This window comes from Plantibacter cousiniae (nom. nud.), from assembly GCF_977070315.1.
On sequence record NZ_CDRVEU010000007.1, the window covers coordinates 203,561 to 229,857 of the forward strand.

22 protein-coding genes are annotated in these 26,297 nt (G+C 59.4%); 10 read left to right on the forward strand and 12 right to left on the reverse strand.

The window, feature by feature from the left end:
* Positions 1–2: 2 nt before the first annotated feature.
* Complete coding sequence (gene betT / locus ACW55A_RS15485) at positions 3–1,997, forward strand: choline transporter BetT (RefSeq protein WP_044310459.1); 1,995 nt, start codon at positions 3–5, stop codon at positions 1,995–1,997.
* A 69-nt stretch (positions 1,998–2,066) separates the two neighbouring features.
* Here betT and ACW55A_RS15490 read toward each other — a convergent pair whose 3' ends face one another.
* Positions 2,067–3,113 carry a LacI family DNA-binding transcriptional regulator gene (locus tag ACW55A_RS15490; RefSeq protein ID WP_455808575.1) on the reverse strand — a complete coding sequence of 349 codons (1,047 nt, stop codon included), beginning with the start codon at positions 3,111–3,113 and terminating at the stop codon, positions 2,067–2,069.
* Between the two features lie 219 nt (positions 3,114–3,332).
* Between ACW55A_RS15490 and ACW55A_RS15495 the strand changes: the two genes are divergently transcribed.
* The 4 genes from ACW55A_RS15495 (at position 3,333) to mgrA (ending at position 9,105) form a co-directional block, all read left to right on the forward strand.
* A complete protein-coding gene (locus tag ACW55A_RS15495) occupies positions 3,333–5,600 on the forward strand; it encodes a TonB-dependent receptor (RefSeq protein ID WP_498811420.1) in 2,268 nt (755 codons plus the stop codon).
* Positions 5,601–5,634: 34 nt separating this feature from the next.
* The gene (locus ACW55A_RS15500) at positions 5,635–6,960 is read left to right on the forward strand and encodes an LLM class flavin-dependent oxidoreductase (RefSeq protein ID WP_455808577.1); all 1,326 of its coding nucleotides are present in this window, start codon (positions 5,635–5,637) and stop codon (positions 6,958–6,960) included.
* A gap of 90 nt (positions 6,961–7,050) precedes the next feature.
* A complete protein-coding gene (locus ACW55A_RS15505; RefSeq protein WP_226439824.1) occupies positions 7,051–7,986 on the forward strand; it encodes a sulfonate ABC transporter substrate-binding protein in 936 nt (311 codons plus the stop codon).
* An 81-nt stretch (positions 7,987–8,067) separates the two neighbouring features.
* Positions 8,068–9,105: an L-glyceraldehyde 3-phosphate reductase gene (gene mgrA, locus ACW55A_RS15510; RefSeq protein WP_003372090.1), complete on the forward strand. Its 1,038-nt coding sequence runs from the start codon at positions 8,068–8,070 to the stop codon at positions 9,103–9,105.
* A gap of 182 nt (positions 9,106–9,287) precedes the next feature.
* Here the strand turns inward: mgrA and ntrC are convergent, their stop codons facing one another.
* The gene (gene ntrC, locus ACW55A_RS15515) at positions 9,288–10,724 is read right to left on the reverse strand and encodes a nitrogen regulation protein NR(I) (RefSeq protein WP_003413458.1); all 1,437 of its coding nucleotides are present in this window, start codon (positions 10,722–10,724) and stop codon (positions 9,288–9,290) included.
* Complete coding sequence (gene glnL, locus ACW55A_RS15520) at positions 10,721–11,806, reverse strand: nitrogen regulation protein NR(II) (protein ID WP_002555720.1); 1,086 nt, start codon at positions 11,804–11,806, stop codon at positions 10,721–10,723. Before glnL ends, ntrC begins: the two co-directional genes overlap by 4 nt.
* A gap of 39 nt (positions 11,807–11,845) precedes the next feature.
* On the opposite strand from glnL, the gene ACW55A_RS15525 reads away from it, so the two are divergent.
* On the forward strand, positions 11,846–12,055 hold the full coding sequence (locus tag ACW55A_RS15525; protein WP_455808580.1) for a hypothetical protein: 210 nt from the start codon (positions 11,846–11,848) through the stop codon (positions 12,053–12,055).
* Positions 12,056–12,088: 33 nt separating this feature from the next.
* On the opposite strand, the gene ACW55A_RS15530 is transcribed toward ACW55A_RS15525, so the two are convergent.
* The 4 genes from ACW55A_RS15530 to glnA form a co-directional block, all read right to left on the reverse strand.
* Entirely contained in the window at positions 12,089–12,706 is a 618-nt protein-coding gene (locus tag ACW55A_RS15530; protein ID WP_044310463.1) for a DUF4124 domain-containing protein, read from the reverse strand.
* 11 nt (positions 12,707–12,717) lie between these two features.
* A complete protein-coding gene (locus ACW55A_RS15535; RefSeq protein WP_455808581.1) occupies positions 12,718–13,254 on the reverse strand; it encodes a DUF4124 domain-containing protein in 537 nt (178 codons plus the stop codon).
* A gap of 77 nt (positions 13,255–13,331) precedes the next feature.
* Complete coding sequence (locus ACW55A_RS15540) at positions 13,332–13,889, reverse strand: chorismate mutase (protein WP_096128555.1); 558 nt, start codon at positions 13,887–13,889, stop codon at positions 13,332–13,334.
* 163 nt (positions 13,890–14,052) lie between these two features.
* The gene (gene glnA / locus ACW55A_RS15545; protein WP_003372080.1) at positions 14,053–15,459 is read right to left on the reverse strand and encodes a glutamate--ammonia ligase; all 1,407 of its coding nucleotides are present in this window, start codon (positions 15,457–15,459) and stop codon (positions 14,053–14,055) included.
* Between the two features lie 335 nt (positions 15,460–15,794).
* Between glnA and thiI the strand changes: the two genes are divergently transcribed.
* Together thiI and typA are read left to right on the forward strand one after the other, a co-directional pair.
* Positions 15,795–17,249 (forward strand): tRNA uracil 4-sulfurtransferase ThiI, encoded by a 1,455-nt coding sequence (thiI, locus tag ACW55A_RS15550; RefSeq protein ID WP_455808583.1) that lies wholly within the window; start codon positions 15,795–15,797, stop codon positions 17,247–17,249.
* Between the two features lie 143 nt (positions 17,250–17,392).
* Positions 17,393–19,213 carry a translational GTPase TypA gene (gene typA, locus ACW55A_RS15555; protein ID WP_002555714.1) on the forward strand — a complete coding sequence of 607 codons (1,821 nt, stop codon included), beginning with the start codon at positions 17,393–17,395 and terminating at the stop codon, positions 19,211–19,213.
* 78 nt (positions 19,214–19,291) lie between these two features.
* Here the strand turns inward: typA and ACW55A_RS15560 are convergent, their stop codons facing one another.
* From ACW55A_RS15560 to ACW55A_RS15570, 3 genes are all read right to left on the reverse strand, one after another.
* Positions 19,292–20,134: a DeoR/GlpR family DNA-binding transcription regulator gene (locus ACW55A_RS15560; RefSeq protein WP_455808584.1), complete on the reverse strand. Its 843-nt coding sequence runs from the start codon at positions 20,132–20,134 to the stop codon at positions 19,292–19,294.
* Positions 20,135–20,264: 130 nt separating this feature from the next.
* The gene (locus tag ACW55A_RS15565) at positions 20,265–21,038 is read right to left on the reverse strand and encodes an L-iditol 2-dehydrogenase (protein ID WP_455808585.1); all 774 of its coding nucleotides are present in this window, start codon (positions 21,036–21,038) and stop codon (positions 20,265–20,267) included.
* 39 nt (positions 21,039–21,077) lie between these two features.
* Complete coding sequence (locus tag ACW55A_RS15570; protein WP_498811421.1) at positions 21,078–22,394, reverse strand: ABC transporter substrate-binding protein; 1,317 nt, start codon at positions 22,392–22,394, stop codon at positions 21,078–21,080.
* 261 nt (positions 22,395–22,655) lie between these two features.
* Here ACW55A_RS15570 and ACW55A_RS15575 point away from each other — a divergent pair, with 261 nt between their 5' ends.
* Complete coding sequence (locus tag ACW55A_RS15575; protein ID WP_498811422.1) at positions 22,656–23,555, forward strand: helix-turn-helix domain-containing protein; 900 nt, start codon at positions 22,656–22,658, stop codon at positions 23,553–23,555.
* Here ACW55A_RS15575 and ACW55A_RS15580 read toward each other — a convergent pair whose 3' ends face one another.
* Positions 23,556–24,815 (reverse strand): cation:proton antiporter, encoded by a 1,260-nt coding sequence (locus ACW55A_RS15580; RefSeq protein ID WP_024663423.1) that lies wholly within the window; start codon positions 24,813–24,815, stop codon positions 23,556–23,558.
* Between the two features lie 279 nt (positions 24,816–25,094).
* Positions 25,095–25,424, reverse strand: coding sequence for a DUF2790 domain-containing protein (locus ACW55A_RS15585; RefSeq protein ID WP_003372061.1), 330 nt, complete (start codon positions 25,422–25,424; stop codon positions 25,095–25,097).
* Between the two features lie 224 nt (positions 25,425–25,648).
* On the opposite strand from ACW55A_RS15585, the gene ACW55A_RS15590 reads away from it, so the two are divergent.
* Positions 25,649–25,867: a hypothetical protein gene (locus tag ACW55A_RS15590; protein WP_498811423.1), complete on the forward strand. Its 219-nt coding sequence runs from the start codon at positions 25,649–25,651 to the stop codon at positions 25,865–25,867.
* The last annotated feature ends 430 nt before the right edge of the window (positions 25,868–26,297 follow it).

A 26,297-nucleotide genomic window follows, 5' to 3' on the forward strand; every position in this document is an offset into this window, starting at 1 on the left:
CGATGAGTTCTGCGAGTTCCTCTTCAAGCGGCATGGTTCGCATGAATGCTCCAGTGTTCTATTTCGCTGCGAGTTTTATTCTGATTTTCGGCATCGTCGTGATCGCGTTCCCGCAAGCCAGCGGCGAATGGCTGCTGGCGGCGCAAAACTGGGCGGCCAACACGGTCGGCTGGTACTACATGATGGTCATGACCCTGTACCTGGTCTTCGTGGTGGTCACCGCCTTGTCGGGCTTCGGCAAGATCAAGCTCGGTGCCGACCACGACGAACCCGAGTTCAGTTACCTGTCATGGGCCGGGATGCTGTTTGCCGCCGGCATCAGCATTACGCTGTTCTTTTTCTGCGTTTCAGAACCCCTGACGCACCTGCTGCAACCGCCGCAGGGCGAGGGTGGTACCGCAGAAGCAGCACGCCAGGGCATGCAGTTGCTGTTTCTGCACTGGGGGCTGCATGGCTGGGGCGTGTTTGCCTTCGTCGGGATGGCGCTGGCCTATTTCGCCTATCGGCACAACCTGCCGCTGGCCCTGCGTTCGGCGCTGTATCCGCTGATCGGCAAACGCATCAACGGCCCTATCGGCTATGCGGTCGATGGTTTCGGCATCATTGCGACCATCTTCGGCCTCGGCGCAGACATGGGCTTCGGGGTGCTGCACCTCAACTCCGGTCTGGATTACCTGTTTGGCGTGGCGCACACCCACTGGATTCAGGTCGGACTGATCACCCTGATGATGGGCGCGGCGATTCTGGTGGCGATCGCAGGTGTCGACAAAGGCGTGCGCGTCATGTCCGACATCAACATGCTGCTGGCCTGTGCGTTGCTGTTGTTCGTGCTGTTCGCCGGCCCGACTCAGCACTTGCTCAACACGCTGGTGCAGAACATCGGTGACTATCTGGGTGCACTGCCGAGCAAGAGTTTCGACGTGTATGCCTACAACGAGCCGAGTGACTGGCTGGGCGGCTGGACGGTGTTCTATTGGGCCTGGTGGATTGCCTGGGCGCCGTTCGTGGGCCTGTTCATTGCGCGTATCTCGCGTGGCCGGACCATCCGTGAGTTCGTCTTCGGTGTGTTGCTGATCCCGCTGGGCTTCACCCTGGCGTGGATGTCGATCTTCGGTAACAGCGCCATCGATCAAGTGCTCAACCATGGCATGACTGCGCTGGGTCAGTCGGCTATCGACGATCCGTCGATGACCCTGTACCTGCTGCTGGAAACCTATCCGTGGAGCAAGACGGTCATTGCGGTCACGGTGTTCATCAGCTTTGTGTTCTTCGTGACGTCGGCCGATTCGGGCACTGTGGTGCTGTCGACACTGTCAGCCAAAGGCGGCAACCCTGACGAAGACGGTCCGAAATGGCTGCGGGTGTTCTGGGGTGTGGCCACGGCGCTGATCACCAGTGGCCTGTTGTTCTCGGGCAGTATCGATGCGCTGAAGTCGGCTGTGGTACTGACCTCGCTGCCGTTCTCGCTGATTCTGCTGCTGATGATGTGGGGCCTGCACAAAGCGTTCGTCATGGAATCCCAGCGCCAGATTGCGCAACTGTATTCGTTGGCGCCAGTGTCCGGTTCAAGGCGCGGCGGGTGGCGTCAGCGCCTGAGCCAAGCTGTGCATTACCCGTCGCGAGACGAGGTGTACCGTTTCCTCGATCAGACCGTGCGTCCGGCGATTGAAGAAGTGACGGCGGTGTTCGTCGAAAAGGGTTTGAACGTGGTCAACGTGCCCGACCCGTCCAACGACTCGGTGACCCTGGAAATCGGTCACGGCGAAGAACGTCCGTTCATTTACCAGGTGCAGATGAAAGGCTTCTTCACGCCTTCGTTCGCTCGTGGCGGCATGGGCTCCAAGCAATTGAACAACCGCCGCTACTACCGCGCCGAAGTTCACTTGAGCGAGGGCAGTCAGGACTACGACCTGGTGGGCTACACAAAGGAACAGGTCATCAACGACGTGCTCGATCAGTACGAGCGGCATATGCAGTTTCTGCATCTGGTGCGGTGATCGGGCCGTGGGGGGCGGTTACAACTATCGTCCCTCACGCTCCCGCTTAGGCTTGAGAGTACGGCAGGCTCACGTACTCTCCCGCTCTACCAATCTGCATTCCAGCAGGTTCAGGCGTTGTATCTCTCCCTCTACCGGTAACACTCCGAGGCTTTCAAGCACCCGCGTGGCGGCCATTACGCCGATCTGCAGTGCGGGCGGTTTGATGGTGGTCAGGCTGGGCAGCATCATTTCTGCGAAGGCGTAGTCGCCAAAACCCATCACGGCGCAATCCTGCGGAATGCTCAGGCCTGCGCGCTGGCTGGCGAGCAGGGCGCCGGCTGCAAGGTTGTCGTTGGCGAAGAAGATCGCGTCAGGGCGGTGCTCTTGGTTCATCAGGGTGTCCATCGCCTGTTTGCCTGCCTCGAATGGCGCTCGGTCCGCGTCCGGGACGAAGACCCACGGCGTGATACCGAGCCCTTCCAGAGTCGCAGCGTAGCCGTCGCGGCGCTCCAGTGCGCTGAAGTCGCCCGCGATGCTGTTCTGTACGAACGCGATTCGCCGGTAGCCCTTGTCATGCAGATAATGGGCTGCCATGACGCCGACGTCGTAGTGCGAAAAGCCGATCTGGATCGGACTGCGGTCGGGTTGATGGTCCCAGGTTTCGATCACCGGAACATCGGTCTGCTCGATCATTTTCTCGGTAGCAGGGCTGTGAAAGCGACTGGTCAGCACCAGTGCCGCCGGTGACCAGCCCAGAAATGCCCGTACCGCGCTTTCTTCCTGCTCGGCGGAAAAGTAGCTGGAGGCCAGCAGCAACTGAAAACCGTGCCGGCTCAGGGTGTCACTGAAGCCCTGAATGGTATTGGCAAAGATCGGCCCGGAGATGTTGGGAATCACCATCGCCACCACCCGGCTGCGTGCTGACGCCAGGCCGCCAGCAACCAGATTGGGCACGTAACCCAGTGCATTGACCGTGCTCGCAATCCGCTCGCGCAGTTCGGGCGATACCTGTTCCGGCTGATTGAAATAGCGCGATACGGTAATGGCCGACACCCCCGCCTGACGCGCCACGGCAGTGATCGTCACCCGGCCTGCGCCTCGGCGTTTACGTGTCAGGGGTTTCTCGTCGGCCATGCTCGATCACTTCGCATAAAAGTAAAAAGAATATAAAACTAATTTTTCAGTATTGGACGGTCTATCTAGCATTTCCCGATACTGGCGATGTTAGCGCTAACAAAGATGGTTTGTCTGCTACTCGCCACCGCGAATGCCCGGACCCGGTTTAGTCAGCACGTATAGGCGCCAGTGCGCATCGCACTGTCGGATCAGGGCATATTTCAGGTAGGCACGCAGATGCACACAACAGCTGGGGATGGCGTCAGACACACGCTTCTGGCGCAGGCGATCGATCAGGTTCATGCGGCGCGGGGGCGTCGTTGTGGGTGGTTACTGATGGGGCTGACGGCATTGCCGTGTGTTCCGGCCATGGCAGAGACAGCGGCAGGGCTGAATACAGAAACGGTAGCGCTGGAATCGGTGACCGTGACCGCCACACGCCGTGAAGAATCGCTGCAAAAAGTACCGGTTGCCGTGTCCGTGATCGAGGGCGAACAACTGGAGCGCGATAACCGTAATGGCGTGGCCAGTATTGTGCAGCAGGTGCCGTCGTTGAATTTCCGCACCGGGGCTTCCAACAAGGACACTTCGCTGTTCGTTCGCGGTGTCGGCACCATTTCCACCTCGCCAGGCGTCGAACCGACCGTGGCAACCGTGATCGACGGCGTGGTGTATGCCCGTCCGGGTCAGGCCACGCTGGACTTGCTCGACCTGGAACGCATCGAAGTGCTGCGCGGCCCGCAAGGTACGCTGTTCGGCAAGAACGCTTCGGCGGGCGTGCTGAACGTCACCACCAAGGCACCGACCGAAGAGACTCACGGTTACATCGATCAGTCGTATTACAGCGGCAACGAAAGCCGCACCCGTTTCGGTATTGGCGGCAGCCTGATTCCGCAGACCCTCAAAGGCTCGATCACGACGTTGTTCGGTAGCTATGACGGCAATGTCGATAACAAGCTCAATGGTCAGGAAGTCAACGGTTACAACCGCAAGGGTGCACGCGGCAAGCTGGAATTCACGCCCAATGACGACATCACCTTCACCCTCGCAGCGGACTACATGCAGTCCCATGACGACGCGCCCAACGGCGTGGTAACCAAGGCGCTGACCCCGTCCTTCGCCAGTGCCCTGGCGCCGGTACGTGCCGACAGCGATAACCGCAATGTCGTCAGCGATTACCGCAGCCATGTCGATGACGTCAACAAAGGCCTGTCCGGTCAGCTCGACTGGCAACTGGGCGACTACACCCTGACCTCCATCACCGCCTGGCGCGGCTGGGACAACACGCAGTATCAGGACGGCGACCGGCTTGGCACCATCACCTCCGCATTCCCCGGCACTGAAGACAAGGGCGATCTTGAGTTCAACCAGTATTCACAGGAGCTGCGTCTGGCGTCGCCGAAAGGCCAGTTCGTCGAATACGTGGGCGGGCTGTTTTACATGCACGGCAAGAGCGACGAGACCTATCAGCGCACGCTGATCACACCGACGACTCAGGATCGCGGCATCGCCGACTACAGCACCACCACCGACAGTTATTCGGTGTTCGGCGAAACCACGTTCAATTTCACCCCGGACTTCCGTGCGATTGCCGGGGCACGCTGGACCCACGACGATCTGGAATACGATCATCGCCGCGTCTCGACATCGGCTACGACCGTCAGCGGCATTCAGCCAGCGACCAGCAGTTCCGGGTCGGTGGACGAAGACGGCAAGTCCGGGCGTCTCGGTTTGCAATACGACCTGAGCGACAGTGTGATGACCTACATCACTTACTCGCGCGGTTACAAAGGTCCGGCCTACAACGTGTTCTTCAACATGCAGCCGCGTGACACCGAGGCCCTCAAGCCGGAAACCTCGAACACCTGGGAGGTCGGCCTCAAGGCCACCACCTGGAATAATCGCCTGACCACCAACCTGGCGGTGTTCCACAGCGAATACGACAACTATCAGGCGAACTTCTTCGACAGTGTTGCCGGACAGGTCGTGACGCGCCTGATCAACGCCGGCAGTGTCAGCACCGAAGGCGTCGAGCTGGATTACGCCCTGCAAGCCACGCGAAACCTGAAACTCTCCGGCGCGCTGTCCTACACCAGAGCACGCATCGACAGCTTTGCCTGCCCGGCCGGTGCGGCGGCGTCCTGCAACGTCGACGGCAAAACCCTGCCGTACAGCCCGGACTGGAAAAGCTACGTGCGCGCCGACTACACCCTCCCGCTGGACAACGGCCTGGATATCGAACTGGGCACCGATTACAGCTGGCAGAGCGAAGTGCAGTACGACATCAGCCAGAACCCGGACACCAAACAGGGCGCTTACGGCATCTGGAACGCCAGCGTGGCACTGGCTGATTACAACAGTGGCTGGCGTGTGGCATTGCTGGGCAAGAACCTGGCTGACAAGTCCTATTCGCCAATGCTGGCGACCGGGGGCAACTACGTTTACCAATCCGTGCCGCGTGATGATGAACGTTATTTCGGTGTGCAGTTACGCAAGGATTTTTGAGCCGAGACACCAGGCAACACGTAAGGAGTGAGGTATGAGCACGACTGCTCGACAGATGAAGCTGGGCGCTTTCCTGATGGCCACCGGGCATCATGTCGCTGCCTGGCGGCACCCGGATGTGCCTGCGGATGCAGGGCTGGATTTCAAGCATTACCGGCACGTGGCCAGGGTTGCGGAGGCGGCAAAATTCGATGCACTGTTCGTCGCCGACAGCGTGGCTGCCGCGACCGGTGATATCGCCAGCCGCATGGCACGCTCCGATCATTTCGAACCGCTGACCCTGCTCTCGGCACTCAGTGCGGTGACTGAGCATATCGGTCTGATCGCGACGGCAACCACCACCTACAACGAGCCGTATCACGTAGCCCGCAAGTTCGCCTCGCTGGATCATCTCTCCGGTGGGCGAGCGGGCTGGAATCTGGTGACTTCGGATGCCGCCGCCGAAGCGCAGAACTTCGGTCGCGCCGAGCATGTGGGGCATGCCGAGCGCTATAGCCGCGCACGAGAGTTTCATCAGGTGGTGACCGGCCTTTGGGACAGCTGGGCAGACGATGCCTTCACCCGCGACAAGGCCAGCGGCGAGTATTACAACCCGGCCAGGCTGCATGTGCTCGATCACCAGGGCGAGCACTTCAGCGTCAAAGGCCCGCTGAACGTGGCACGTTCGCCGCAAGGACAACCGGTGGTGGTGCAGGCTGGTTCCTCGGAAGTCGGGCGTGACCTGGCGGCGCAGACGGCGGAAGTGGTGTTCACCGCGCAGACCTCGCTGGCCAGCGCCCAGGCGTTTTATGCGGACATCAAAGGCCGTCTGAGTGCTTACGGGCGTGACGTCGATTCGCTGAAAATCATGCCCGGCGTGTTCATCGTCGTGGCCGAAACCGAAGCCTTGGCGAAAGCTAAATTCGAGTCGTTTCAGGCGCTGGTCGAGCCTCAGGTCGGGGTCGCTCTGCTGGGCCGCATGCTGGGCAATTTCGACCTGTCGGGTTACCCGCTGGATGGCCCGTTGCCAGAGCTGCCACTGACCGACAGCGGCCAGCGCAGCCGGCAGAAACTGCTCACCGAACTGGCCGATCAGGAAAACCTGACCCTGGCGCAACTGGGGCGGCGGATTGCCGGCGGGCGAGGGCATTACAGCCTGATCGGTACGCCTGAGCAGATTGCCGATGAGCTGCAACGCTGGTTCGAGCAAGGCGCGGCGGATGGCTTCAATGTGCTGGTGCCGCATCTGCCGGGTGGTCTGGAAGATGTCGCGCAGTTGCTGGTGCCGGAGTTGCAGCGGCGCGGGCTGTTTCGTACCGAGTATGAGGGCACGACCTTGCGTGAAAACCTGGGCTTGCAACGGCCTGCTTACAAATTTTGATCGTTGCCGCATGCAAGTCCTGATGAGCGCAGCAAGCGGGCTTCGGCCAGAATCAGAGGCAGATTTTTATACAGAATTAAGGGATCACTCATGAAACCATTCACGTTTATCGCCGCCATTCTGGCTTTCAGCGGCCTGTTCGGGACAGCTGCTGCCGTCGAGCCCGACACCCTCCGCATCGGCTACCAGAAGGGCTCTGTCACGCTGGTGCTGGCCAAGGAACACGGCTTGCTGGAAAAGCGTTTTCCCGAGAAACAAATCAAATGGATCGAGTTTCCGGCCGGGCCGCAGATGCTGGAGGCGCTGAACATTGGCAGCCTGGACATCGCCTCCACCGGCGACATTCCGCCGATTTTCGCCCAGGTCGCAGGTGCCGACCTGGTCTACATTGGTGCCGAGCCACCCAAGCCGCAGGTGGAAACCCTGTTGGTGCGCAACGAAAGCCCGGTGCACAGCGTCGCAGAATTGAAAGGCCGCAAGGTCGCGCTGCAGAAAGGCTCCAGCTCGCATAACGTGGTGCTGCGTTTGCTCAACAAAGCAGGCCTGACCTTCAAGGATATTCAGCCAATCTATCTGACCCCTGCCGATGCCCGCGCTGCCTTTGAAAACGGCAGTGTCGATGCCTGGGCGATCTGGGACCCTTACTACTCCATCGCTATGAGCGAAGGCCACACTCGCCTGCTGGCCAACGGCGAGGGGCTTGGATTGTCCGGGCCGTTCTATACCGCACGGCGGGCGTTTGCCGAGGAAAATGCAGCGCTCGTGCAGCAGGTGCTCGATGAACTGACAGTTGCCGATGGGCTGTCGCGCTCGCAGCGTGCCGAGAGTATTCAGATACTGGCGCGCAGCATGGGCTTGTCCGAAGCGGTCATGACTCAGTATCTTGACCATCGGCCTGTATCACCCAGCCTGCCGATCACGCCGGAGATCGTAAGTGCGCAGCAGGCGACCGCTGATCTGTTTTACGACAACCACTTGATACCTAAGCGGGTCGACATTCAGCAGGTTGTCTGGCAAAAGCCATGATTCCGGCGTTGCGAACAGGCGTCGCCTGTTCGCAAACGCAATCAAGACGCCTCGAATATCCCCCAGACAAGAGAGGATTCAATGACCTACATCGCTGCCGAAAATCGTTACGAAGACATGCCTTATCGCCGTACCGGCCGCAGCGGGCTGGTGCTTCCGGCACTGTCTTTGGGCTTGTGGCACAACTTCGGTGACAGCACGCCGATCGACACCCAGCGCGCCATGCTGCGCACGGCGTTCGATCTGGGCATCAACCATTTCGACCTGGCCAACAACTATGGCCCGCCGTACGGCAGCGCCGAGATCAACTTCGGCCGTCTGCTGCGCGAAGACTTCAAGCACTACCGTGATGAACTGATCATCTCCAGCAAGGCTGGCTGGGACATGTGGCCGGGCCCATACGGACAGGGCGGTGGTTCACGTAAATACGTGCTCGCCAGCCTCGACCAGAGCCTGCAGCGCATGGGGCTCGATTACGTCGACATCTTCTATTCCCACCGTTTCGACCCGGACACTCCGCTGGAAGAGACCGCCAGCGCGCTGGCCACCGCGGTTCAGCAGGGCAAGGCGCTGTATATCGGTATCTCATCCTATTCCGGGGCCAAGACCCGTGAAATCGCGGCGTTGCTCAAAGAGTGGAAAGTGCCGTTGCTGATCCACCAGCCGGCCTACAACCTGCTCAATCGCTGGGTCGAGAAAGACTTGCTCGACGCGACTGAAGAGCTGGGCGCGGGCGTGATCGCCTTTACCGCGTTGGCCCAGGGGTTGCTGTCGGACAAATACCTGAACGGTGTGCCCAAGGATGCGCGGGTCAATCGTCCGGGTGGCGGCTCGCTGCAGGCTTCGCACCTGTCCGAGCAGAACATCGCCCACGTGCGTGCGCTCAACGAAATCGCCCAGCGTCGCGGTCAGAGCCTGGCACAAATGGCCCTGGCCTGGACGCTGCGCGATCCGCGCGTGACCTCTGCGTTGATCGGTGCGAGCCGTCCGGAGCAGATTGTCGAAAACGTCGGCGCGCTGAAGAACCTCGCGTTCAGTCCCGAAGAACTGACCGAGATCGACAGCTTTGCGGTGGAAGGCGGAATCAACCTGTGGGAAAAACCATCACTGGCTGAGTGATGCGGTGCTGAGCTGAGCTGAGCGTTACACGCAATTCCTGAGATGACTATCTTTCCCACGCTCCGCGTGGGAATGCAGTTCTGGACGCTCTGCGTCCTGCCTTGAATAGTAGGCGCGGCGCAGAGTGTTTCGAAATGCATGCCAATGCGGAGCATTGGCACTAATGACCATCATATAACCACTCAGCCCTCATCGGCCTCGTCGTCATCCCCGCCATCGATCTTCATGCCCAGTTCCTTGATCTTGCGGGTCAGGGTGTTGCGGCCCCAGCCCAGCAGTACGGCGGCGTCGCGGCGGCGACCGGCGGTGTGCTTGAGGGCGGTTTCGATCATGATCCGCTCGAAGGTCGGCACGGCGCTGTCCAGCAGGCTGGACTGACCACGAGACAAGGCCTGATCGGCCCACTGGCGCAGCGCCTGTTCCCAGTTGGTGACCGGCGCGGCGTCCTGCGGCAGGCTCAGCAGTTCCGGTGGCAGGTCGCTGATGTGCACTTCACGACCCGACGCCATGACCGTGATCCAGCGGCAGGTGTTTTCCAGCTGACGCACGTTGCCAGGCCACGGCAGATGCTTGAGGTATTCCTCGGTCTCGGCCTTGAGCAGCTTGGGTTCGACCGCCAGTTCCTGAGCCGCGCGGCTGAGGAAGTGCTTGGCCAGGGTCGGGATGTCTTCACGACGGTCCGACATGCGCGGAATGTGGATACGGATCACGTTCAGGCGGTGGAACAAGTCCTCGCGGAACTTGCCGGCCTGTACCAGGGTTTCGAGGTTCTGGTGTGTCGCGGCAATGATGCGCACGTCGACCTTGACCGGCGTGTGCCCGCCTACCCGGTAGAACTCGCCATCGGCCAGCACGCGCAGCAGACGGGTCTGGGTGTCGGCCGGCATGTCACCGATTTCATCGAGAAACAGCGTGCCGCCGTCGGCCTGTTCGAAGCGTCCACGACGCAGGTTGGCCGCGCCGGTGAACGCGCCTTTTTCATGCCCGAACAGTTCGGACTCCATCAGGTCCTTGGGGATCGCCGCCATGTTCAGCGCAATGAACGGCGAGGCCGAACGCGGGCTGTGGCGATGCAATGCATGAGCGACCAATTCCTTGCCGGTTCCCGACTCACCGTTGATCAACACCGTGATGTTGGAGTGACTCAGACGGCCGATGGCGCGAAACACTTCCTGCATCGCTGGCGCTTCGCCAATGATTTCAGGGGTGCGGGTCAGTGTCGGTGCAACGTCCAGGCCCTGTTGTTCCTGAGCGTGCTGATTGGCGCGCTTGACCAACGAGACGGCTTCATCGACGTCGAATGGCTTGGGCAGGTACTCGAACGCACCACCCTGATAAGACGCCACGGCACTGTCCAGGTCCGAATGGGCGGTCATGATGATCACCGGCAGACGCGGATGCTGCTCGCGAATCCGCGCCAGCAGGTCCAGGCCACTGGCACCCGGCATGCGGATGTCGGAAATGATCACGTCGGGTTGCTGACGGGCCAGACGGCTCATCACCCCGTCGGCGCTGTCGAAGCTTTGCGTGGTCATGCCTTCCTGTTGCAAGGCCTTTTCCAGTACCCAGCGGATAGAACGATCGTCGTCTACGATCCAGACAGTTTCACTACGGCTCATGTCGAAGCTGCTCCTTGTTCCAGCGGCAGGAAGATCGAGAATGTGGTGTGGCCGGGATGGCTGTCACACTCGATCAGACCCTGGTGCTGGCTGATGATGTTCTGGGTAATGGCAAGACCTAATCCCGTACCGTCCGGGCGGCCACTGACCATGGGGTAGAAAATGGTTTCCTGAAGTTCGGCCGGAATACCGGGGCCGTTGTCGATGATTTCGATCTTGCTCACCAGTCGATGGCGAACGTGGCCGATGGTGAACTGGCGCATGGCGCGGGTGCGCAGGGTGATCCGGCCAAGGCGCAATTCGTTCTGGCCGCTGATGGCCTGCATGGCATTGCGCACGATATTGAGCACGGCCTGGATCATTTGCTCGCGGTCGATCAACACGTCGGGAATGCTCGGGTCATAGTCGCGCACCAAGGTGATGCAGCCCTGGCTTTCGGCCTCGACCAGGCTGCACACACGCTCTAGCACTTCATGCACATTGGTCATGGCCAGCGATGGCAGCTTGTTGGAGCCGAGCATGCGGTCGACCAGATTACGCAGGCGGTCGGCCTCTTCGATAATGACGTTGGTGTAGTCCTTGAGGCTTTCTTCAGGCAGCTCGCGGGCCAGCAATTGTGCGGCCCCGCGAATGCCGCCCAGCGGATTCTTGATTTCGTGAGCCAGGCCACGCACCAGCATCTTGGTGGTTTCCTGCTTGGACAGCTGGGCCTCTTCCTTGGTAATGCGCAACAACCGGTCACGCGGGTGTACTTCAAGCAACAGCAGGGTATCGCCCTTGCTGAGGATAGGCGTCACCGCATAGTCGACAGTCAGGGTCTGACCGGTCAGTGCAGTGAGCATCGCTTCGCGCTTGGTGAAAGGATGAGCCTGTTCGACTGCCTGACGCAGCGAACTCAATGCTTCGGCCGACTCGGTGAACAGCTCGCTGATGAATTGCCCATGGCTACGCTGCCCGCTGATGGCCAGCAGCATTTCCGCTGCCGGGTTCATGTACTCAAGTCGCAGGTCGGCGTTGAGCAGAATGGTGGCAGTGGTCAGGTTATCCAGTAACAGTCTGTGCAGCGCATCGCTGATAGTCATGAATCGTGTTGACCTCTTTTGGCACATTGCAGTCGCGCCATGCTGGTGCTGGCTGGTCTGCGCCAGCAGGAGCAAAGCCACCAATACGGTGCTGTGTCAGTGAAGTTGCAAAAAACAAACCAAGGCTCCGAAAAGAAGCGTTTTATCTGCAAAGTCGGGCCGTTTTTGCAAAGCGTGCCCGCATACGGCGCTACCCGGCCGGGCTTCCTGAACCAGATTGGGCTGTATTGTTACGCAGGCAGTCATTGAGCGCACCAAAAAGGTGCTGGCGTTTTGGCGAGATCAGAAGAAGGGCAGGATGCTGCTTTTGGGCTCGGGCTTGTCCTTGAGCGGACACTCCGGCCGCACACCGTAGTCATCCTCCTTGCAGGGGTGAGTCGCGCGCTTTTGCGCCAGGGAAATGCGCTGCACGTGAAAGGGCTGGTTCGGTGTTTTTTCCAGCACACGGCCAAGTTCGTCGAAAATCTCTACCGACAGTTGATGCGTGCCACGATCGACATTGCTCAACGGGAACACCGGGCTGCGGCCGGCCTGGCCGACGGCAACACCATCCAGTAGCAATCGATAGCTGTGCCCCTCCTGTAACACCGGTTCGCTGGTGACGGTAACGATCAGGTCGCCACTGGGATTGACCAGGGTGGCGTCCGGTTCGGGCACCAGAATTCTCAGCAATTGGTAATGAAACATCGGCTTTATTGCAGGTTTGGCAGGGTGGGCCTTCAAGGTCCGGGTCGGCGGCGTGCCGGTCATGTTGTTGCTGGGCGCGATGTCGACGCGGGTGGCGTTCTTGCGCGGCTGGTCGGTAAACACCCGATTACCCTGCGCGTCGATGTAGGTATAGACGTCGGCCGCTGCGGGCAGCGTCAACAGCAGCAACAGGCAGGTCAGCAGACGGCGCATCGTGTGTCTGCTCATGGCTTGCCGAGGTGTACGCGCTGTACGGTCAGGGTGATGGTTTCACTCTGCTGAATGATCCGCTCGCCGTCTTTCACGACCACCGCGAAGCTGTGTTCGCCGCGATCTACGTTGACCACTTGAAAGCGCGGCAGGTTGGAGGGCTGCCCGTACAGGTTGCCGTCCAGCAGCAGTTGCAGGCTGTGAGTCGGTTGCAGACGCGGCTGGATCTTCACCCCGATGATGAACGTGCCATTGTTGGCGCGTAACGCTTCGTCGGTGGGCAGGTCGGTGAGTTCCAGTACGTCATAGGCCGTTTGCGGATGCGAGGGTGGTGCGACAGGGGCTGGTTGCGGCGCACTGTTGACGACCGGTCTGGAAGGCGTCTGCGTTTCTATGCTGTTGAGTGGCGGCAACTCGACCACTTCGGTCTTGGCCCCGTTGGGCGGCTGGTTGCTGAACGCGGTGTTACCGTTCGCATCGGTGTACTTATAGATCTGCGCCAGCGCGGGCAGGCTGATCAACAGCAGCAGGCAAATCAGACTTTGACGCATGATACTCTCGACAGCAGGGCAAGATTGGCCGTCAGCATAGAACACATCGCCCTATGCTGCGCTATCTGCCTGATGTGTCAGAGTTTCGCAGGGCAAAGGTCGGCAGTGGCCAGTACCAGCGCCTGATCGTGAATCGGGTTGGTCTGATAACGCTTCAGCGCCGCATCCAGTTGCATCTGGCAGGTTTCCGCCTTGCGCAGTGGCTGGAAGTCCGCGTAGGCCTGGAGCAGTTGGGTCTGCAGGCGATCCAGCTTCGGACGGATGTCATCGACCAGGCTGAGCCTGACTGTGTCGGGCGCTTTGCCTGCCGCGTGCCACTGGGCGAGCAGGGCGTTCTGCACCTGTTTATTGGCTTCGATCTGGGCGCGGAACAGACGTTGAACATCATCGGGGTTGAGCTTGAACTCGGCAGCGCGGGCCTGGGCTGCGTTGATCACTTGCAGCTCGCGCGGCGGGTCCTCGACGGCCTTGCCGCTGTCCCACTTGCTCAGGGCAACTTGATCGGCGATGGTCAGGCGCTCGCTGATCGCTTGCAGCAGAGGTTCAAGTGCAGAAGGCTTCTGCTCGGCAGTGAAGGCGAAACAGGTAGACATGAACGTCATTGTCAGCAGGGAAGTGGCCAGGATAAGGCGCATGGCAGTTCCATCTCGGTTCGGTGGGGAGATGCAGATTTAACTCCAGGCGACCGGGCAGAGCCAGCGTTGCGGGGTGAACAAAAGTTCACGCGGTAAACTCCGGGCAAAAAAAGACCTCCCGAAGGAGGTCTCCTGTTACGCCATCAACGCTGGCGTGGCTGGATCAGCAGCTGTAGTACAGCTCGTATTCCAGTGGGTGTACGAAGGTGCGAACCTTGATTTCTTCTTCGCTTTTCAGCTCGATGTAGGCATCGATGAAGTCGTCGCTGAAAACGCCGCCCTTGGTCAGGAACGCGCGGCCCTTGTCCAGTTCTTCCAGGGCTTCTTTCAGGCTGCCGCAAACTTGTGGGATCTCTTTGGCCTCTTCAGGCGGCAGGTCATACAGGTTTTTGTCAGCTGCGTCGCCAGGGTGGATCTTGTTCTGGATGCCGTCCAGGCCAGCCATCAACAGGGCAGCGAATGCCAGGTACGGGTTGGCCGCTGGATCCGGGAAGCGTGCTTCGATACGACGGCCGCGCGGGCTGGAGACGTAAGGAATACGAATCGACGCGGAACGGTTACGGGCCGAGTAGGCCAGCATGACCGGTGCTTCGAAGCCCGGGACCAGACGCTTGTAGGAGTTGGTCGACGGGTTGGTGAAGCCGTTCAGAGCCTTGCCGTGCTTGATGATGCCGCCGATGAAGTACAGGGCGGTATCGGACAGACCGGCATAGCCTTCGCCTGCGAAGGTGTTCTTGCCATCCTTGGAGATGGACATGTGTACGTGCATACCCGAACCGTTGTCACCGTACAGTGGCTTGGGCATGAAAGTAGCGGTACGGCCGTAAGCGTCGGCAACGTTGTGTACGCAGTACTTGAGGGTCTGAACTTCGTCAGCCTTCTTGACCAGCGTGTTGAATTTCACGCCGATTTCGTTCTGGCCGGCAGTTGCCACTTCGTGGTGGTGAACTTCCACGACCTGGCCCATTTCTTCCAGAGCGTTGCACATTGCGGTGCGGATTTCGTGGTCGTGGTCGACCGGTGGCAGCGGGAAGTAACCACCTTTGACGCCCGGACGGTGGCCCTTGTTGCCGCCATCGACGTCGCCGTCGGTCATCCAGGAAGCCTGTTCGGAGAAGATCTTGAACATGGAACCGGAGATGTCGGACTTGAACTTCACTTCGTCGAAGATGAAGAACTCTGGCTCCGGACCTACGAATACGGTGTCGCCGATACCGGTGGACTTCAGGTATTCCTCGGCACGGTGGGCAATGGCGCGCGGGTCGCGGTCGTAGCCTTGCATGGTCGAAGGTTCGATGACGTCGCACACCAGAACCAGGGTTGGCTCTTCGGTGAACGGGTCGAGCAGGGCGGTTTCGTCATCCGGCAGGAGAATCATGTCGGACGCTTCGATGCCTTTCCAGCCAGCTATGGAGGAACCGTCGAACATTTTGCCGACTTCGAAGAAATCGTCTTCCAGTGCATCGCGCGCAGGCATGGTGACGTGCTGCTGCTTGCCCTTGGTGTCTGTGAAGCGCAGATCAATCCATTTAACGTCATGATCTTTGATGAGTTGAACCGACTTCGACATGGTGTCCTCCGGGTGGCTAGAGACCGACTTGATAGAGTTGTGGTCCCTTGAATTTGGGTGATGCCGGCGCAAATACTCTGCCAAGGCAACCTGCCTCACAAGGGAGCAATTTGCATGCCAGTGCCCCGTGTTGGGTTTTTTGCCTCAAACGCTGGTTTTCAGGGGGCGAAAACGCACCGCGCAGGAAAAAACGCACCTTTATGGCGCTGCAATTTGGTGTGTCGACTCTTTTTGGTGCGTCGGTGATTGCGTGTACGATAACTGGTTAAACCTTGAGCAATTTCCGCTATAATCCGCGCCCCCCTTTTTTGGTCGGCACCTCACGCTCCGTTTCCATGAAACTAATCGTTAAAGTTTTCCCAGAAATCACCATCAAAAGCCCGCCGGTGCGCAAGAAGTTCATCCGGCAACTGGGCAAGAACATTCGTACCGTGCTCCGTGAACTGGACGCGGACATTGTCGTGGGTGGCGTATGGGACAACCTTGAGGTCGAAACCCGGCTGACCGACCCCAAAGTGCTGCAGGGCATCAGGGAGCGGCTGAGCTGCATGCCAGGCATCGCCAACTTTCTGCAAGTCGCCGAGTACCCGCTGGGCGATCTGGATGACGTGGTTGCGAAGTGCAAACTGCACTACGCCGACCTGTTGCCTGGCAAGATGTTTTCAGTGCGCTGCAAGCGCGCCGGCCGACACGACTTCAGCTCCATGGACGTCGAGAAATACGTCGGCAGCAAGTTGCGCATGCAGTGCGGCGCGGCCGGAATCGAGCTGAAAAAGCCCGATCTGGTGGTGCGCATGGAAATTCGCGACCAACGGTTGTTTGTCGTTCATGACCAACATCAGGGCATGGGCGGTTACCCGCTGGGCGCGCTGGAGCAGACCCTGGTATTGATGTCCGGCGGGTTCGATTCGACCGTTGCGGCCTACCAGATCATGCGCCGCGGTCTGATGGCGCACTTCTGCTTCTTCAATCTCGGCGGAAGAGCCCATGAACTGGGCGTGATGGAAGTCGCGCACTTCATCTGGAAGAAGTACGGCAGTTCTCAGCGCGTGCTGTTCGTCAGCGTACCGTTCGAGGAAGTTCTCGGAGAAATTCTGCAGAAAGTCGATAACAGTCATATGGGTGTAGTTTTGAAGCGTATGATGTTACGCGCTGCATCCGCCGTGGCCGATAGTCTTGAAATCGATGTGCTGGTGACCGGCGAAGCGATTTCCCAGGTTGCCAGCCAGACGCTGCCCAACCTGTCGCTGATTGACGCGGCGACCGACAAGCTGGTCCTGCGGCCGCTGGTTGCCACCCACAAGCAGGACATCGTGGACCTGGCGACTGAAATCGGTACTGCTGATTTCGCCCGGCACATGCCTGAATATTGCGGGGTGATTTCGGTCAACCCCAAGACCAACGCCAAGCGAAATCGCGTTGAGTACGAAGAAAAACAGTTCGACATGGCGATTCTCGAGCAGGCGCTCGAACGCGCGAAGCTGGTTTCGATCGATCGGGTCATCGACGATCTGAGCCGCAATGTCGATATAGAAGAAGTCAGCCAGGCGCTGGCCGGTCAGGTGATCCTCGACATCCGTCACCCGGATGCCCAGGAAGACCAGCCGTTGCAGGTGCCTGGCGTGGAGATACAGACGTTGCCGTTCTACGCATTGAACAGCCGTTTCAAGGCACTGGATGACACGCGCCAGTACCTGCTGTATTGCGACAAAGGCGTCATGAGTCGCCTGCATGCCCACCATTTGCTCAGTGAGGGACATGCCAATGTGCGCGTATATCGACCGAGCTAAGTGCCCGGGGCTGTTTGCCTGTGGCTTGCGTCACCGGCCCCCCGACACCAGTCGTCATGCCGTAACGGCTTTTGCCGACTCGAAATAGTTAATCGCTGCCTTTAAACAGTCAGCAGACCGAATCCTCTGATCGAGATACACAAGTGATCGAAAATCTACGCAACATCGCCATCATCGCCCACGTTGACCATGGTAAGACCACCCTGGTAGACAAACTCCTGCGCCAGTCCGGCACCCTTGAGCGCAACGAGCTCAACGACGAGCGCGTGATGGACTCCAACGACCAGGAAAAAGAGCGCGGTATTACCATTCTCGCGAAGAACACCGCGATCAACTGGAATGGCTACCACATCAACATCGTGGACACCCCGGGCCACGCCGACTTCGGTGGTGAAGTAGAGCGCGTGATGTCGATGGTCGACTCCGTACTGCTGCTGGTCGACGCCCAGGACGGCCCTATGCCGCAAACCCGTTTCGTGACCAAGAAGGCATTCGAAGCCGGCCTGCGTCCAATCGTGGTCATCAACAAGGTTGACCGTCCAGGCGCGCGCCCGGACTGGGTTCTGGACCAGATCTTCGACCTGTTCGACAACCTGGGTGCCACCGAAGAACAGCTGGACTTCAAAGTCGTCTACGCCTCGGCCCTGAACGGCATTGCCGGTCTGGAACACACCGATATGGCTGAAGACATGACTCCGCTGTACCAGTCGATCGTCGATCACGTTCCTGCGCCAAAAGTTGACCGTGACGGTCCTTTCCAGATGCAGATCTCGGCTCTGGACTACAACAGCTTCCTGGGCGTCATCGGTGTTGGCCGTATCGCTCGCGGTCGCGTCAAGCCAAACACTCCGGTTGTTGCCATCGATGCCGAAGGCAAGAAGCGTAACGGCCGTATCCTGAAGCTGATGGGTCACCACGGTCTGCACCGTGTGGACGTTGAAGAAGCAGCTGCCGGCGACATCGTCTGCATCAGCGGCTTCGACCAGCTGTTCATCTCCGACACCCTGTGCGACCCACTGAATGTCGAAGCGATGAAGCCGCTGACCGTTGACGAACCTACCGTTTCGATGACCTTCCAGGTTAACGATTCGCCGTTCTGCGGTAAGGAAGGCAAGTTCGTCACCAGCCGTAACATCAAGGAACGTCTGGACAAGGAACTGCTGTACAACGTTGCCCTGCGCGTTGAAGAAGGCGACACCGCCGACAAGTTCAAGGTCTCCGGCCGTGGTGAGCTGCACCTCTCGGTACTGATCGAAACCATGCGTCGCGAAGGCTTCGAAATGGGTGTTGGTCGTCCGGAAGTGATCATCCGTCGTGTAGGCGACGTGAAGCACGAACCGTACGAAAACGTGACCATCGACCTGCCGGAAGAATCCCAGGGCGCGATCATGGAGCAAATGGGTCTGCGTAAGGGCGACCTGACCAACATGGTTCCGGATGGCAAGGGCCGTGTTCGCCTCGAGTACAACATCCCGGCCCGTGGCCTGATCGGTTTCCGTAACGAGTTCCTGACCCTCACTTCCGGTGCAGGCATCCTGACCTCGATCTTCGACCGTTACGACGTGATGAAGTCCGGCGACATGTCCGGCCGTCAGAACGGCGTTCTGGTTTCGGTTGAAACCGGCAAGGCACTGACCTACTCCCTGGAAACTCTGCAGGCGCGCGGCAAGCTGTTCGTCGAGCACGGTCAGGAAATCTACGGTGGTCAGATCGTTGGTCTGAACAGCCGCGACAACGACCTGGGTGTGAACCCTACCAAAGGCAAGAAGCTCGACAACATGCGTGCTTCGGGCAAAGACGAAACCATCGCCCTGGTTCCACCTGTCAAGTTCACCCTTGAGCAGGCTCTGGAATTCATCCAGGACGACGAGCTGTGCGAAGTAACGCCGAAGTCCATCCGTCTTCGCAAGAAGATCCTGGACGAAAGCGAGCGTACCCGCGCTGCCAAGAAAGCCAAGGCTTGATACTTAGCCCGCGCTGAATAAAAAACCCCGGTCGAGAGACCGGGGTTTTTTTTGACCTGCTGATCATCGCAATGAGGTTCAGGACTTGATATCGAGGGCCTGACGTTTGCCCGCCACGGGTGCCAGCAACAGTTCGATACGCTGCTTGCGAATCCCGTCGGCAGCCGCTTCGGCCAGGGCTGCGTCGGTGATGATGGTGTCGAACTGCTCGAGCCCGGCCACCTTGTACATGCCGAAGGTGCCGTATTTGGAGCTGGTGGTGATCAGCACGGTTTGCGAGGCGGACTGCATGGCGGCCTGCTTGACCTCGACCTTCAGCGCCGACGGTGTGGTGGTGCCGCGTTGCAGGTCCCACGAGCTGGTGGACATGAAGGCCACATCGGTCGCCAGCTGGCGCAAGGTCGCCGCTGCCAGGCCGCCGACGCTGGAGCGGTTCGGATGATCGAGCAGCCCGCCGGTATGAATCACATCCACATGCGCAGCATCGGCCAGCGCGTTGACCACGCCGAAATCATTGGTGACCACAGTCATGCCCGACAGCGCGATGATATGCGGGACGATTTCGAGTGTGCTGGTGCCTGCGTCCAGATAGATCGTCATGTCCGGGTGCAACAAGCCCGCTGCGAGCCGCGCCATACCCTGCTTGTGCGGCAACTCCACCACGGCCTTGGACTGGTGGCTGGGCTCGCTGTGGACCTGGCTGGCGATACGCACGCCCCCGGTGACCGAGTAGGCGCGACCTTCCTGCTCCAGCTGGGCGATGTCGCGGCGGATGGTCATGTGCGAGCAATCGAACATCTCCATCAACTGATGCACGCTGAGCACCTGATGCTTGCGCAACTGACGCAGCATCAGCTCCCGGCGCTGGTCAGGGATCATAGGTGTACCGCCGGAAATGGCGATCTCCTCTTCAGTGGACATTCGTACTCCTGTACATCAATGAGCCGCCTCAGGCAGCAGGCGGTCCGCGCATCTTAGCCAATCGCTTCGGCAATGGAAGCAGTTGCAGGCTTTTTTGCGCGGTTCGGCTCATCTTTACTCCCGTCGCACTTCAGCTCATCCAGTTGCCACCGTCGACGTTATAGGTCTGGGCTACGACGTATTCGCTGTCCGCTGAAGCCAGGAAAATGGCCATGCCGGTCAAATCGTCCGCTGTGCCCATGCGCCCGAAAGGCACTTGTTCGCCCACCAGCCTTTTCTTCTCGCCCAGCGGGCGGTTTTCATAGCGGGCGAACATCGCATCCACGCCATCCCAGTGTTCGCCATCGACCACGCCCGGTGCGATGGCGTTGACGTTGATGCCATGCTTGATGAGGTCCAGTCCTGCCGATTGGGTCAGGCTGATCACCGCAGCCTTGGTCGCGCAGTACACCGCCACCAGCGCCTCGCCACGCCGACCAGCCTGGCTGGCCATATTGATGATCTTGCCGCCGTGCCCCTGGGCAATCATTTGCCTGGCTGCTGCCTGCAAAGTGAACAGGGTGCCCGCGACGTTGATCGAAAACAGCCGTTCGTAACTGTCGCGGGTGATATCGACAATTGGTGCCAGATCAAACAGCGCGGCGTTGTTGATCAGGATATCCAGCTTGCCGGTCTGTGCGACCACAGCGGCGATGGCCTGATTGATGGACGCCTGGTCCGTCACGTCCATGCTGACCGCGTAGGCGTTCGGTCCCAGCTCGTTCGCCGTGGCCTGTGCGCGCTGCAGATCGATATCGGCAATCGCTACGCGCGCACCTTCGTAAATGTACGCCTGCGCAAACGCCCGCCCGATGCCTCGCGCCGATCCGGTGATCAGCGCGCTTTTACCTTCAAGTCGTTTCATGGGTTCATCGTCCGTTCAATACAGTTGAGGGCTGGCGCTCTACTTCGGGTAGCCGGCACGTTTCATCTCGCGCTCGGTCACCGTCTGCGCGGCTGTGAGCGCTTGTTCAGTGGTGGTTTGCCCGGTCACGGCGGCAGAGAACAGCTTGCCGACCGAGGTGCCGATGGCCTGAAACTCGGGAATGGTCACGTACTGGATACCAACGTAGGGCACAGGCTTGGCCGAGGGGTGCGCCGGGTCGGCGTGTTGCATCATTTGCAGCGTGACCTTGGCGAACGGCGCAGCTTTCAGGTAAGCCTCGCTGTAGGTGGAGGCGCGGGTGCCAGGCGGCACGTTGCTGATGCCGTCCGTCTCGGCGACCAGCTGGATATACGCCTTGGACGTCGCCCAGGTGATGAACGCCTTGGCCGCATCCTTGTGCTTGGAGGTGGTCGGTATCGCCAGCGACCAGGCGTAAAGCCATGATGAACCCTTGTCAGTCACTTCAACCGGCGCAGGTGCAAAGCCGACGCTGTCGACCACTTTGCTCTGTTCCTTGTCCGTCGTGAAGGAGCCGGCCACGCTGGCGTCGACCCACAAGGCGCATTTGCCGCTGTTGAACAGCGCGAGGGTTTCGTTGAAGCCGTTGCTCGACACGCCCGGCGCGCCATAGTTTTTCAGGGTGTTGACGTAGAAATTCGCAGCCTTGCTCCATTCCGGGCTGGTCAATTGCGGTTTCCATTGCTCATCGAACCAGCGCGCGCCGAATGCATTGGCCATGGTACTGAGCAAAGCGATGTTCTCGCCCCAACCGGCCTTGCCGCGCAGGCACATGCCGTAAACGCCCTTGTCGGGCTGATGCAGCTTCGCGGCGAGGTCGCCCAGCTGCGTCCAGGTCGGGTGTTCGGGCATGCTCAAGCCTGCCTGCTTGAACAAATCGGTGCGGTAATAAGTGATGGTGCTTTCGCCGTAAAAGGGCAGGGCATAGAGCGTGTCCTTGACTGACAAGCCTTGGCGCACCGAGGGAAAGATATCCTCCAGATCGTAGTCCGGCGCAAGATCGGTGATTGGCTCCAGCCACTGTTTGGCGCCCCATAATGGGGTCTCGTAGGTGCCGATGGTCAACACGTCGAACTGGCCGCCCTGCGTGGCGATGTCGGTGGTCAGGCGTTGGCGCAAAACATTTTCTTCGAGCACTACCCAGTTGAGCTTGATGTCGGGATGCTGCTGCTCAAAGGTTTTCGACAGGCGCTGCATGCGGATCATGTCGCCGTTGTTCACCGTGGCGATGGTCACGGTTTCGGCAGCCTGGACGGTCAGGTTGAAAAGGGCGGCGGACACGCCTGCGGACAGGAAAAGCGTTTTCCGAATGTTCATCGTAGTGCTCTCCACCCCGCGCCTTGTCTGGCGGGAGTCATTGTTTTTGTTGTTGGCCACGGTTGAGTCACCCTGGTGGACGGCTTGATTACAGCAGCCCTCAGGGGGCTGAACAAACGCAGCGCGGATGATCGACTGATACTTTTTTAACCGGCCGCGCTCCGGCTGTCCGAAAGCAAAAAAGTATCAGTGCCGGTTTGAACGCGAGGGGGTATGTTCAAACGTCAACAGCGCATTCATAACGATAAAAAGGGGCATCCCGTGCCTGACAGCCGAGCCGCCTTGCTCGAGCAGCGCCCTGCCGAGCTTGAGGTTATTCTCCCGCAGCCCCACCACTGCTTTCGCTGGTACGAGCATGACTATCCCTACGCACTGGCGCGCTGGAACCATCATCCGGAATTCGAAATTCATCTGATCCGCCAGGGCAGCGGCAAGCTGGTGGCCGGGGATTACATCGGTGAGTTCGCGGCAGGGCATGTGGCCCTGATCGGCCCGGATCTGCCGCATGACTGGATCGGCGATCTGGCCCCCGGTGAGCATCTGCCTGGGCGGGACGTGGTTCTGCAGTTTGATGGTGCCGCGTTGCTGGCCTTGCGCGGCACGCTGCCGGAGATAGGCGATTTGCAGCGTCTGTTCGAGCAGGCGCGACGTGGCCTTGAGTTCAGCGGTGCAGCAGCGGTGCAGGCCGCGCGCCTGCTTGAACAGATCGGCCCGGCTCAGGGGTTGGAGCGGCTGATTCTGTTCCTGCAACTGGTCAACACGCTGATGAAAGCGCCTGCGCAGGAGGTTCGTCTGCTGGCCAGCACCTGGTATGCACCGACCCTGGATGCGCGCAGCTCCGAACGGATCAACAAGGCGTTCGACTATCTGCTGACCGAATTGACCTGCGATATTCGCCTGTCCGTCATCGCGCAGCGGCTGGACATGAGCGATCCGGGTTTTTCACGCTTCTTCAAGCGCACCACGGGCCATTGTTTTATCGACCTGATGCGCAAACTGCGGGTCCAACGGGCTTGCCGGTTGCTGCTGCACAGCGAGATGTCGGTGTCGGACATCTGCTTTGAAGTCGGCTATGCCAATCTGTCCAACTTCAACCGGCACTTCCGCGTGGAAATGCAGCAGACGCCCAGTGAATACCGGCGCGCCGCTGCATCGGCCTGATCAATGCTCTGCCGGTTCTTTCGCCTGCGGGGCACGGGTAACGGCATTCACCAGCTTGCCGATGGTCAGGCCCTGCAGAAGGATCGACAGCAACACCACGATATAGGTGATGCTCAGCAGCAGATCGCGTTCCGGCCCGGTCGGCAGCGCCAGCGCCAAGGCGACCGAGACACCGCCGCGCAGGCCGCCCCAGGTGAGGATGCGGATCGTGCCATGCGGCACCTTGCGCCAGCGACGCAGGAGCAGGATGGCCGGGGCCACGGTGACGAAGCGCGACAGCAGAATCGCCGCTGCCAGCAGGCTGGCCGCAATCAGGTGCTGCCACGAGAACGGCAACAGCAACAACTCCATGCCGATCAGCGCGAATAGCAGCGCGTTGAGCATGTCATCCAGCAACTCCCAGAAACCGTCCATGTAACGACGGGTCATGTCGTTCATCGCCAGATTACGTCCCAGATTGCCGATGATCAGGCCGGCCACGACCATCGCGATAGGACCGGACACATGCAGTTCAGACGCCATCGCCGAGCCGCCGATCACCAGCGCCAGCGTGAGCATGACCTCGATCTGATACTGCTCGATGCTCTTGATCATCAGGTAAACGGCGTAACCGATCAGGCCGCCGAACAGCACACCGCCCACCGCTTCGTGGGCGAACAGCAGAGCCGTTTCGCCCACCGTAGGCGTTTCGCCCAGCTGCGCAATACCCAGCAGCACGGTGAACACCACCACCGCCGTGCCATCGTTGAACAGGCTTTCACCAACGATGGTGGTTTTCAGCGGTTTGGAGGCGTTGGCGGTACGCAACACACCGAGCACCGCAATCGGATCGGTAGGCGAGATCAGTGCACCAAACAGCAGGCAGTACAACGGGCTGACGTGCCAGCCGAACAGGGCAAAGATCCAGTAGGCCAGTGCGCCGATCACAGTGGTGGCAATCAGCACCCCGAAAGTCGCCAACAGGCCGATGGGCCAACGGTAGCTCCTCAAATCGCCAAGGTTGACGTGCAGCGCCCCGGCGAACAGCAGGAAGGACAGCATCCAGTTCATCAGCAGGTCGCCGAAGTCGATCTGACCGATCAATTGTTGAACGCGATCTTCCAGGCCGGGATAGCCCAGAAAGCTCAGACCCTGCAACAGCAACGAGAACATCAGCGCAGTGACCATCACGCCAATGGTGGGGGGTAGACCGATGAAACGGTAGTTCACGTAGGTCAGCAGCGCAGTGAGGCAGATAAAACCAGCAGCGAGTTCAAGCATCCGTCATTCCAGAGTCCGTAAGTGCAGTGTCTCGATCACCGTAACCGAGCCTGTGTTTGATGGACTGGATCTACGTCCAGACACATCTCGACACGCCACAGTGGGGTTTGCGTTGACCACGCAAAGGCGGTGATGTTGCAAAAAATGCTGGAATCACCCAGCGAAGCTGGATTTGAGACGGGAGAGGCAGGGCATTGCAGACACAAAAAAGTCAGCCCGAATGACGGTCCGGGCTGACGGGGGATGTAACGCTGAGTGGCCTTCCTGGCAGGACCAGAATCATTGGCTGTTTCTGCATCCGCCGAGGACCTGATACTGAACCGTGTTCAGCTTGCCTTTGGAGTCTTCGTAAGTCATCAGCTTTGGCATCACGCTACAGGTTTGCAGATCCGGGGATTTGCGGACCAGCTTGGCAATGTCCAGCTTCATGCCGTAGGTGTACTCCTTGATCTCCGGCATTGGCTTGTTATGGATGGCGGCATACTTCTGCACGCTGGCCTGGTGCTCCTTGATCACCGTAGTGGCTTTGACTTCATCAGAGGTGTAGGCGAAAGCACTGATGGGCGAAAGGATGACCAGAGCAAGTAACAACGATTTGGCTGTGCGCATTTTCTTTTGTCTCCGTTTGAATGTGGCTTAACCCTAACCAATGCGCACTAACCGGAAGGTTGCTGAAACATTACAAATCGGTCATCTCGAAGATGTCAGCTTCCTAACAGTATTGTCATTGTTCGCTCACCTTCCTGTTAGCTCCCCCTCCGTAAGCTTGTTTCATCCCTGACGAGCGCCGAGCGCTGCGCAGGTCCGACATTCAACCGATAAAGGTAACGATGATGAAACTGGTCAAATCGATGGTCTTCGCAGTAGCTGCCTTGTCCGCCAGCGCAGCCTTTGCCGACGACGGTAACGAGTACGCAAGCACAGCGGCTGACAAGATGCGTCTTGCACAGGAACTGCGCTTCAAGGAACAGAACAGCAGCAATAAAGCCGAGCGCTACGTCAATACAGACGACAACGCCAAGACCGAGCGGTCGACCAAGTCCGAAGGCTGATGCCTTTGATGCCCGACCCGCTGCACCCCCATTCGCCCTTTGTAGCAGCTCCCTGCTCCTTTGGTCGGGGCGAATCTTTAAGCGTCCTTCGGGGCGCTTTTTTTATTCCCGTATCTACACAAATCGTTATCACGCCCGTGCTCCAGCGCCCGTGGGAGCGAGCTTGCTCGCGAAAAGGCCGGTACAGCCGCCAGAAGGAGTGCACTTGAACCAGGGAATGCCGTTCTGGACGCTCTGCGTCCTATCTTGAATGTTGGCTTGTGTTGGTCAAAGCGTGAGTCATTTTTATTGAATAGACACACGCTGCAGCGCACTTCCTTTCATATTTGTAATCCCGCTGTCACCCCGCCGTTATCTTCGCCACTTCAAGATGGTGCCCCACTGGCAGCTCTCGTACCTATAAAAAGAGCCAGGTCGACATGTTTATAAC

What these genes read in the sequence shown, in the direction of transcription:
- ACW55A_RS15535 (WP_455808581.1), bottom strand. Translation starts at nt 13,254, where the DNA reads ATGCGTCAAAGTCTGATTTGCCTGCTGCTGTTGATCAGCCTGCCCGCG.
- thiI (WP_455808583.1), top strand. Translation starts at nt 15,795, where the DNA reads ATGAAACTAATCGTTAAAGTTTTCCCAGAAATCACCATCAAAAGCCCG.
- ACW55A_RS15525 (WP_455808580.1), top strand. Translation starts at nt 11,846, where the DNA reads ATGCTGGTGCTGGCTGGTCTGCGCCAGCAGGAGCAAAGCCACCAATAC.
- ACW55A_RS15490 (WP_455808575.1), bottom strand. Translation starts at nt 3,113, where the DNA reads ATGGCCGACGAGAAACCCCTGACACGTAAACGCCGAGGCGCAGGCCGG.
- glnL (WP_002555720.1), bottom strand. Translation starts at nt 11,806, where the DNA reads ATGACTATCAGCGATGCGCTGCACAGACTGTTACTGGATAACCTGACC.
- ntrC (WP_003413458.1), bottom strand. Translation starts at nt 10,724, where the DNA reads ATGAGCCGTAGTGAAACTGTCTGGATCGTAGACGACGATCGTTCTATC.
- mgrA (WP_003372090.1), top strand. Translation starts at nt 8,068, where the DNA reads ATGACCTACATCGCTGCCGAAAATCGTTACGAAGACATGCCTTATCGC.
- ACW55A_RS15570 (WP_498811421.1), bottom strand. Translation starts at nt 22,394, where the DNA reads ATGAACATTCGGAAAACGCTTTTCCTGTCCGCAGGCGTGTCCGCCGCC.
- ACW55A_RS15560 (WP_455808584.1), bottom strand. Translation starts at nt 20,134, where the DNA reads ATGTCCACTGAAGAGGAGATCGCCATTTCCGGCGGTACACCTATGATC.
- ACW55A_RS15505 (WP_226439824.1), top strand. Translation starts at nt 7,051, where the DNA reads ATGAAACCATTCACGTTTATCGCCGCCATTCTGGCTTTCAGCGGCCTG.
- glnA (WP_003372080.1), bottom strand. Translation starts at nt 15,459, where the DNA reads ATGTCGAAGTCGGTTCAACTCATCAAAGATCATGACGTTAAATGGATT.
- ACW55A_RS15590 (WP_498811423.1), top strand. Translation starts at nt 25,649, where the DNA reads ATGAAACTGGTCAAATCGATGGTCTTCGCAGTAGCTGCCTTGTCCGCC.
- ACW55A_RS15565 (WP_455808585.1), bottom strand. Translation starts at nt 21,038, where the DNA reads ATGAAACGACTTGAAGGTAAAAGCGCGCTGATCACCGGATCGGCGCGA.
- ACW55A_RS15540 (WP_096128555.1), bottom strand. Translation starts at nt 13,889, where the DNA reads ATGCGCCTTATCCTGGCCACTTCCCTGCTGACAATGACGTTCATGTCT.
- ACW55A_RS15580 (WP_024663423.1), bottom strand. Translation starts at nt 24,815, where the DNA reads ATGCTTGAACTCGCTGCTGGTTTTATCTGCCTCACTGCGCTGCTGACC.
- ACW55A_RS15495 (WP_498811420.1), top strand. Translation starts at nt 3,333, where the DNA reads ATGCACACAACAGCTGGGGATGGCGTCAGACACACGCTTCTGGCGCAG.
- betT (WP_044310459.1), top strand. Translation starts at nt 3, where the DNA reads ATGAGTTCTGCGAGTTCCTCTTCAAGCGGCATGGTTCGCATGAATGCT.
- ACW55A_RS15500 (WP_455808577.1), top strand. Translation starts at nt 5,635, where the DNA reads ATGAGCACGACTGCTCGACAGATGAAGCTGGGCGCTTTCCTGATGGCC.
- ACW55A_RS15530 (WP_044310463.1), bottom strand. Translation starts at nt 12,706, where the DNA reads ATGCGCCGTCTGCTGACCTGCCTGTTGCTGCTGTTGACGCTGCCCGCA.
- ACW55A_RS15585 (WP_003372061.1), bottom strand. Translation starts at nt 25,424, where the DNA reads ATGCGCACAGCCAAATCGTTGTTACTTGCTCTGGTCATCCTTTCGCCC.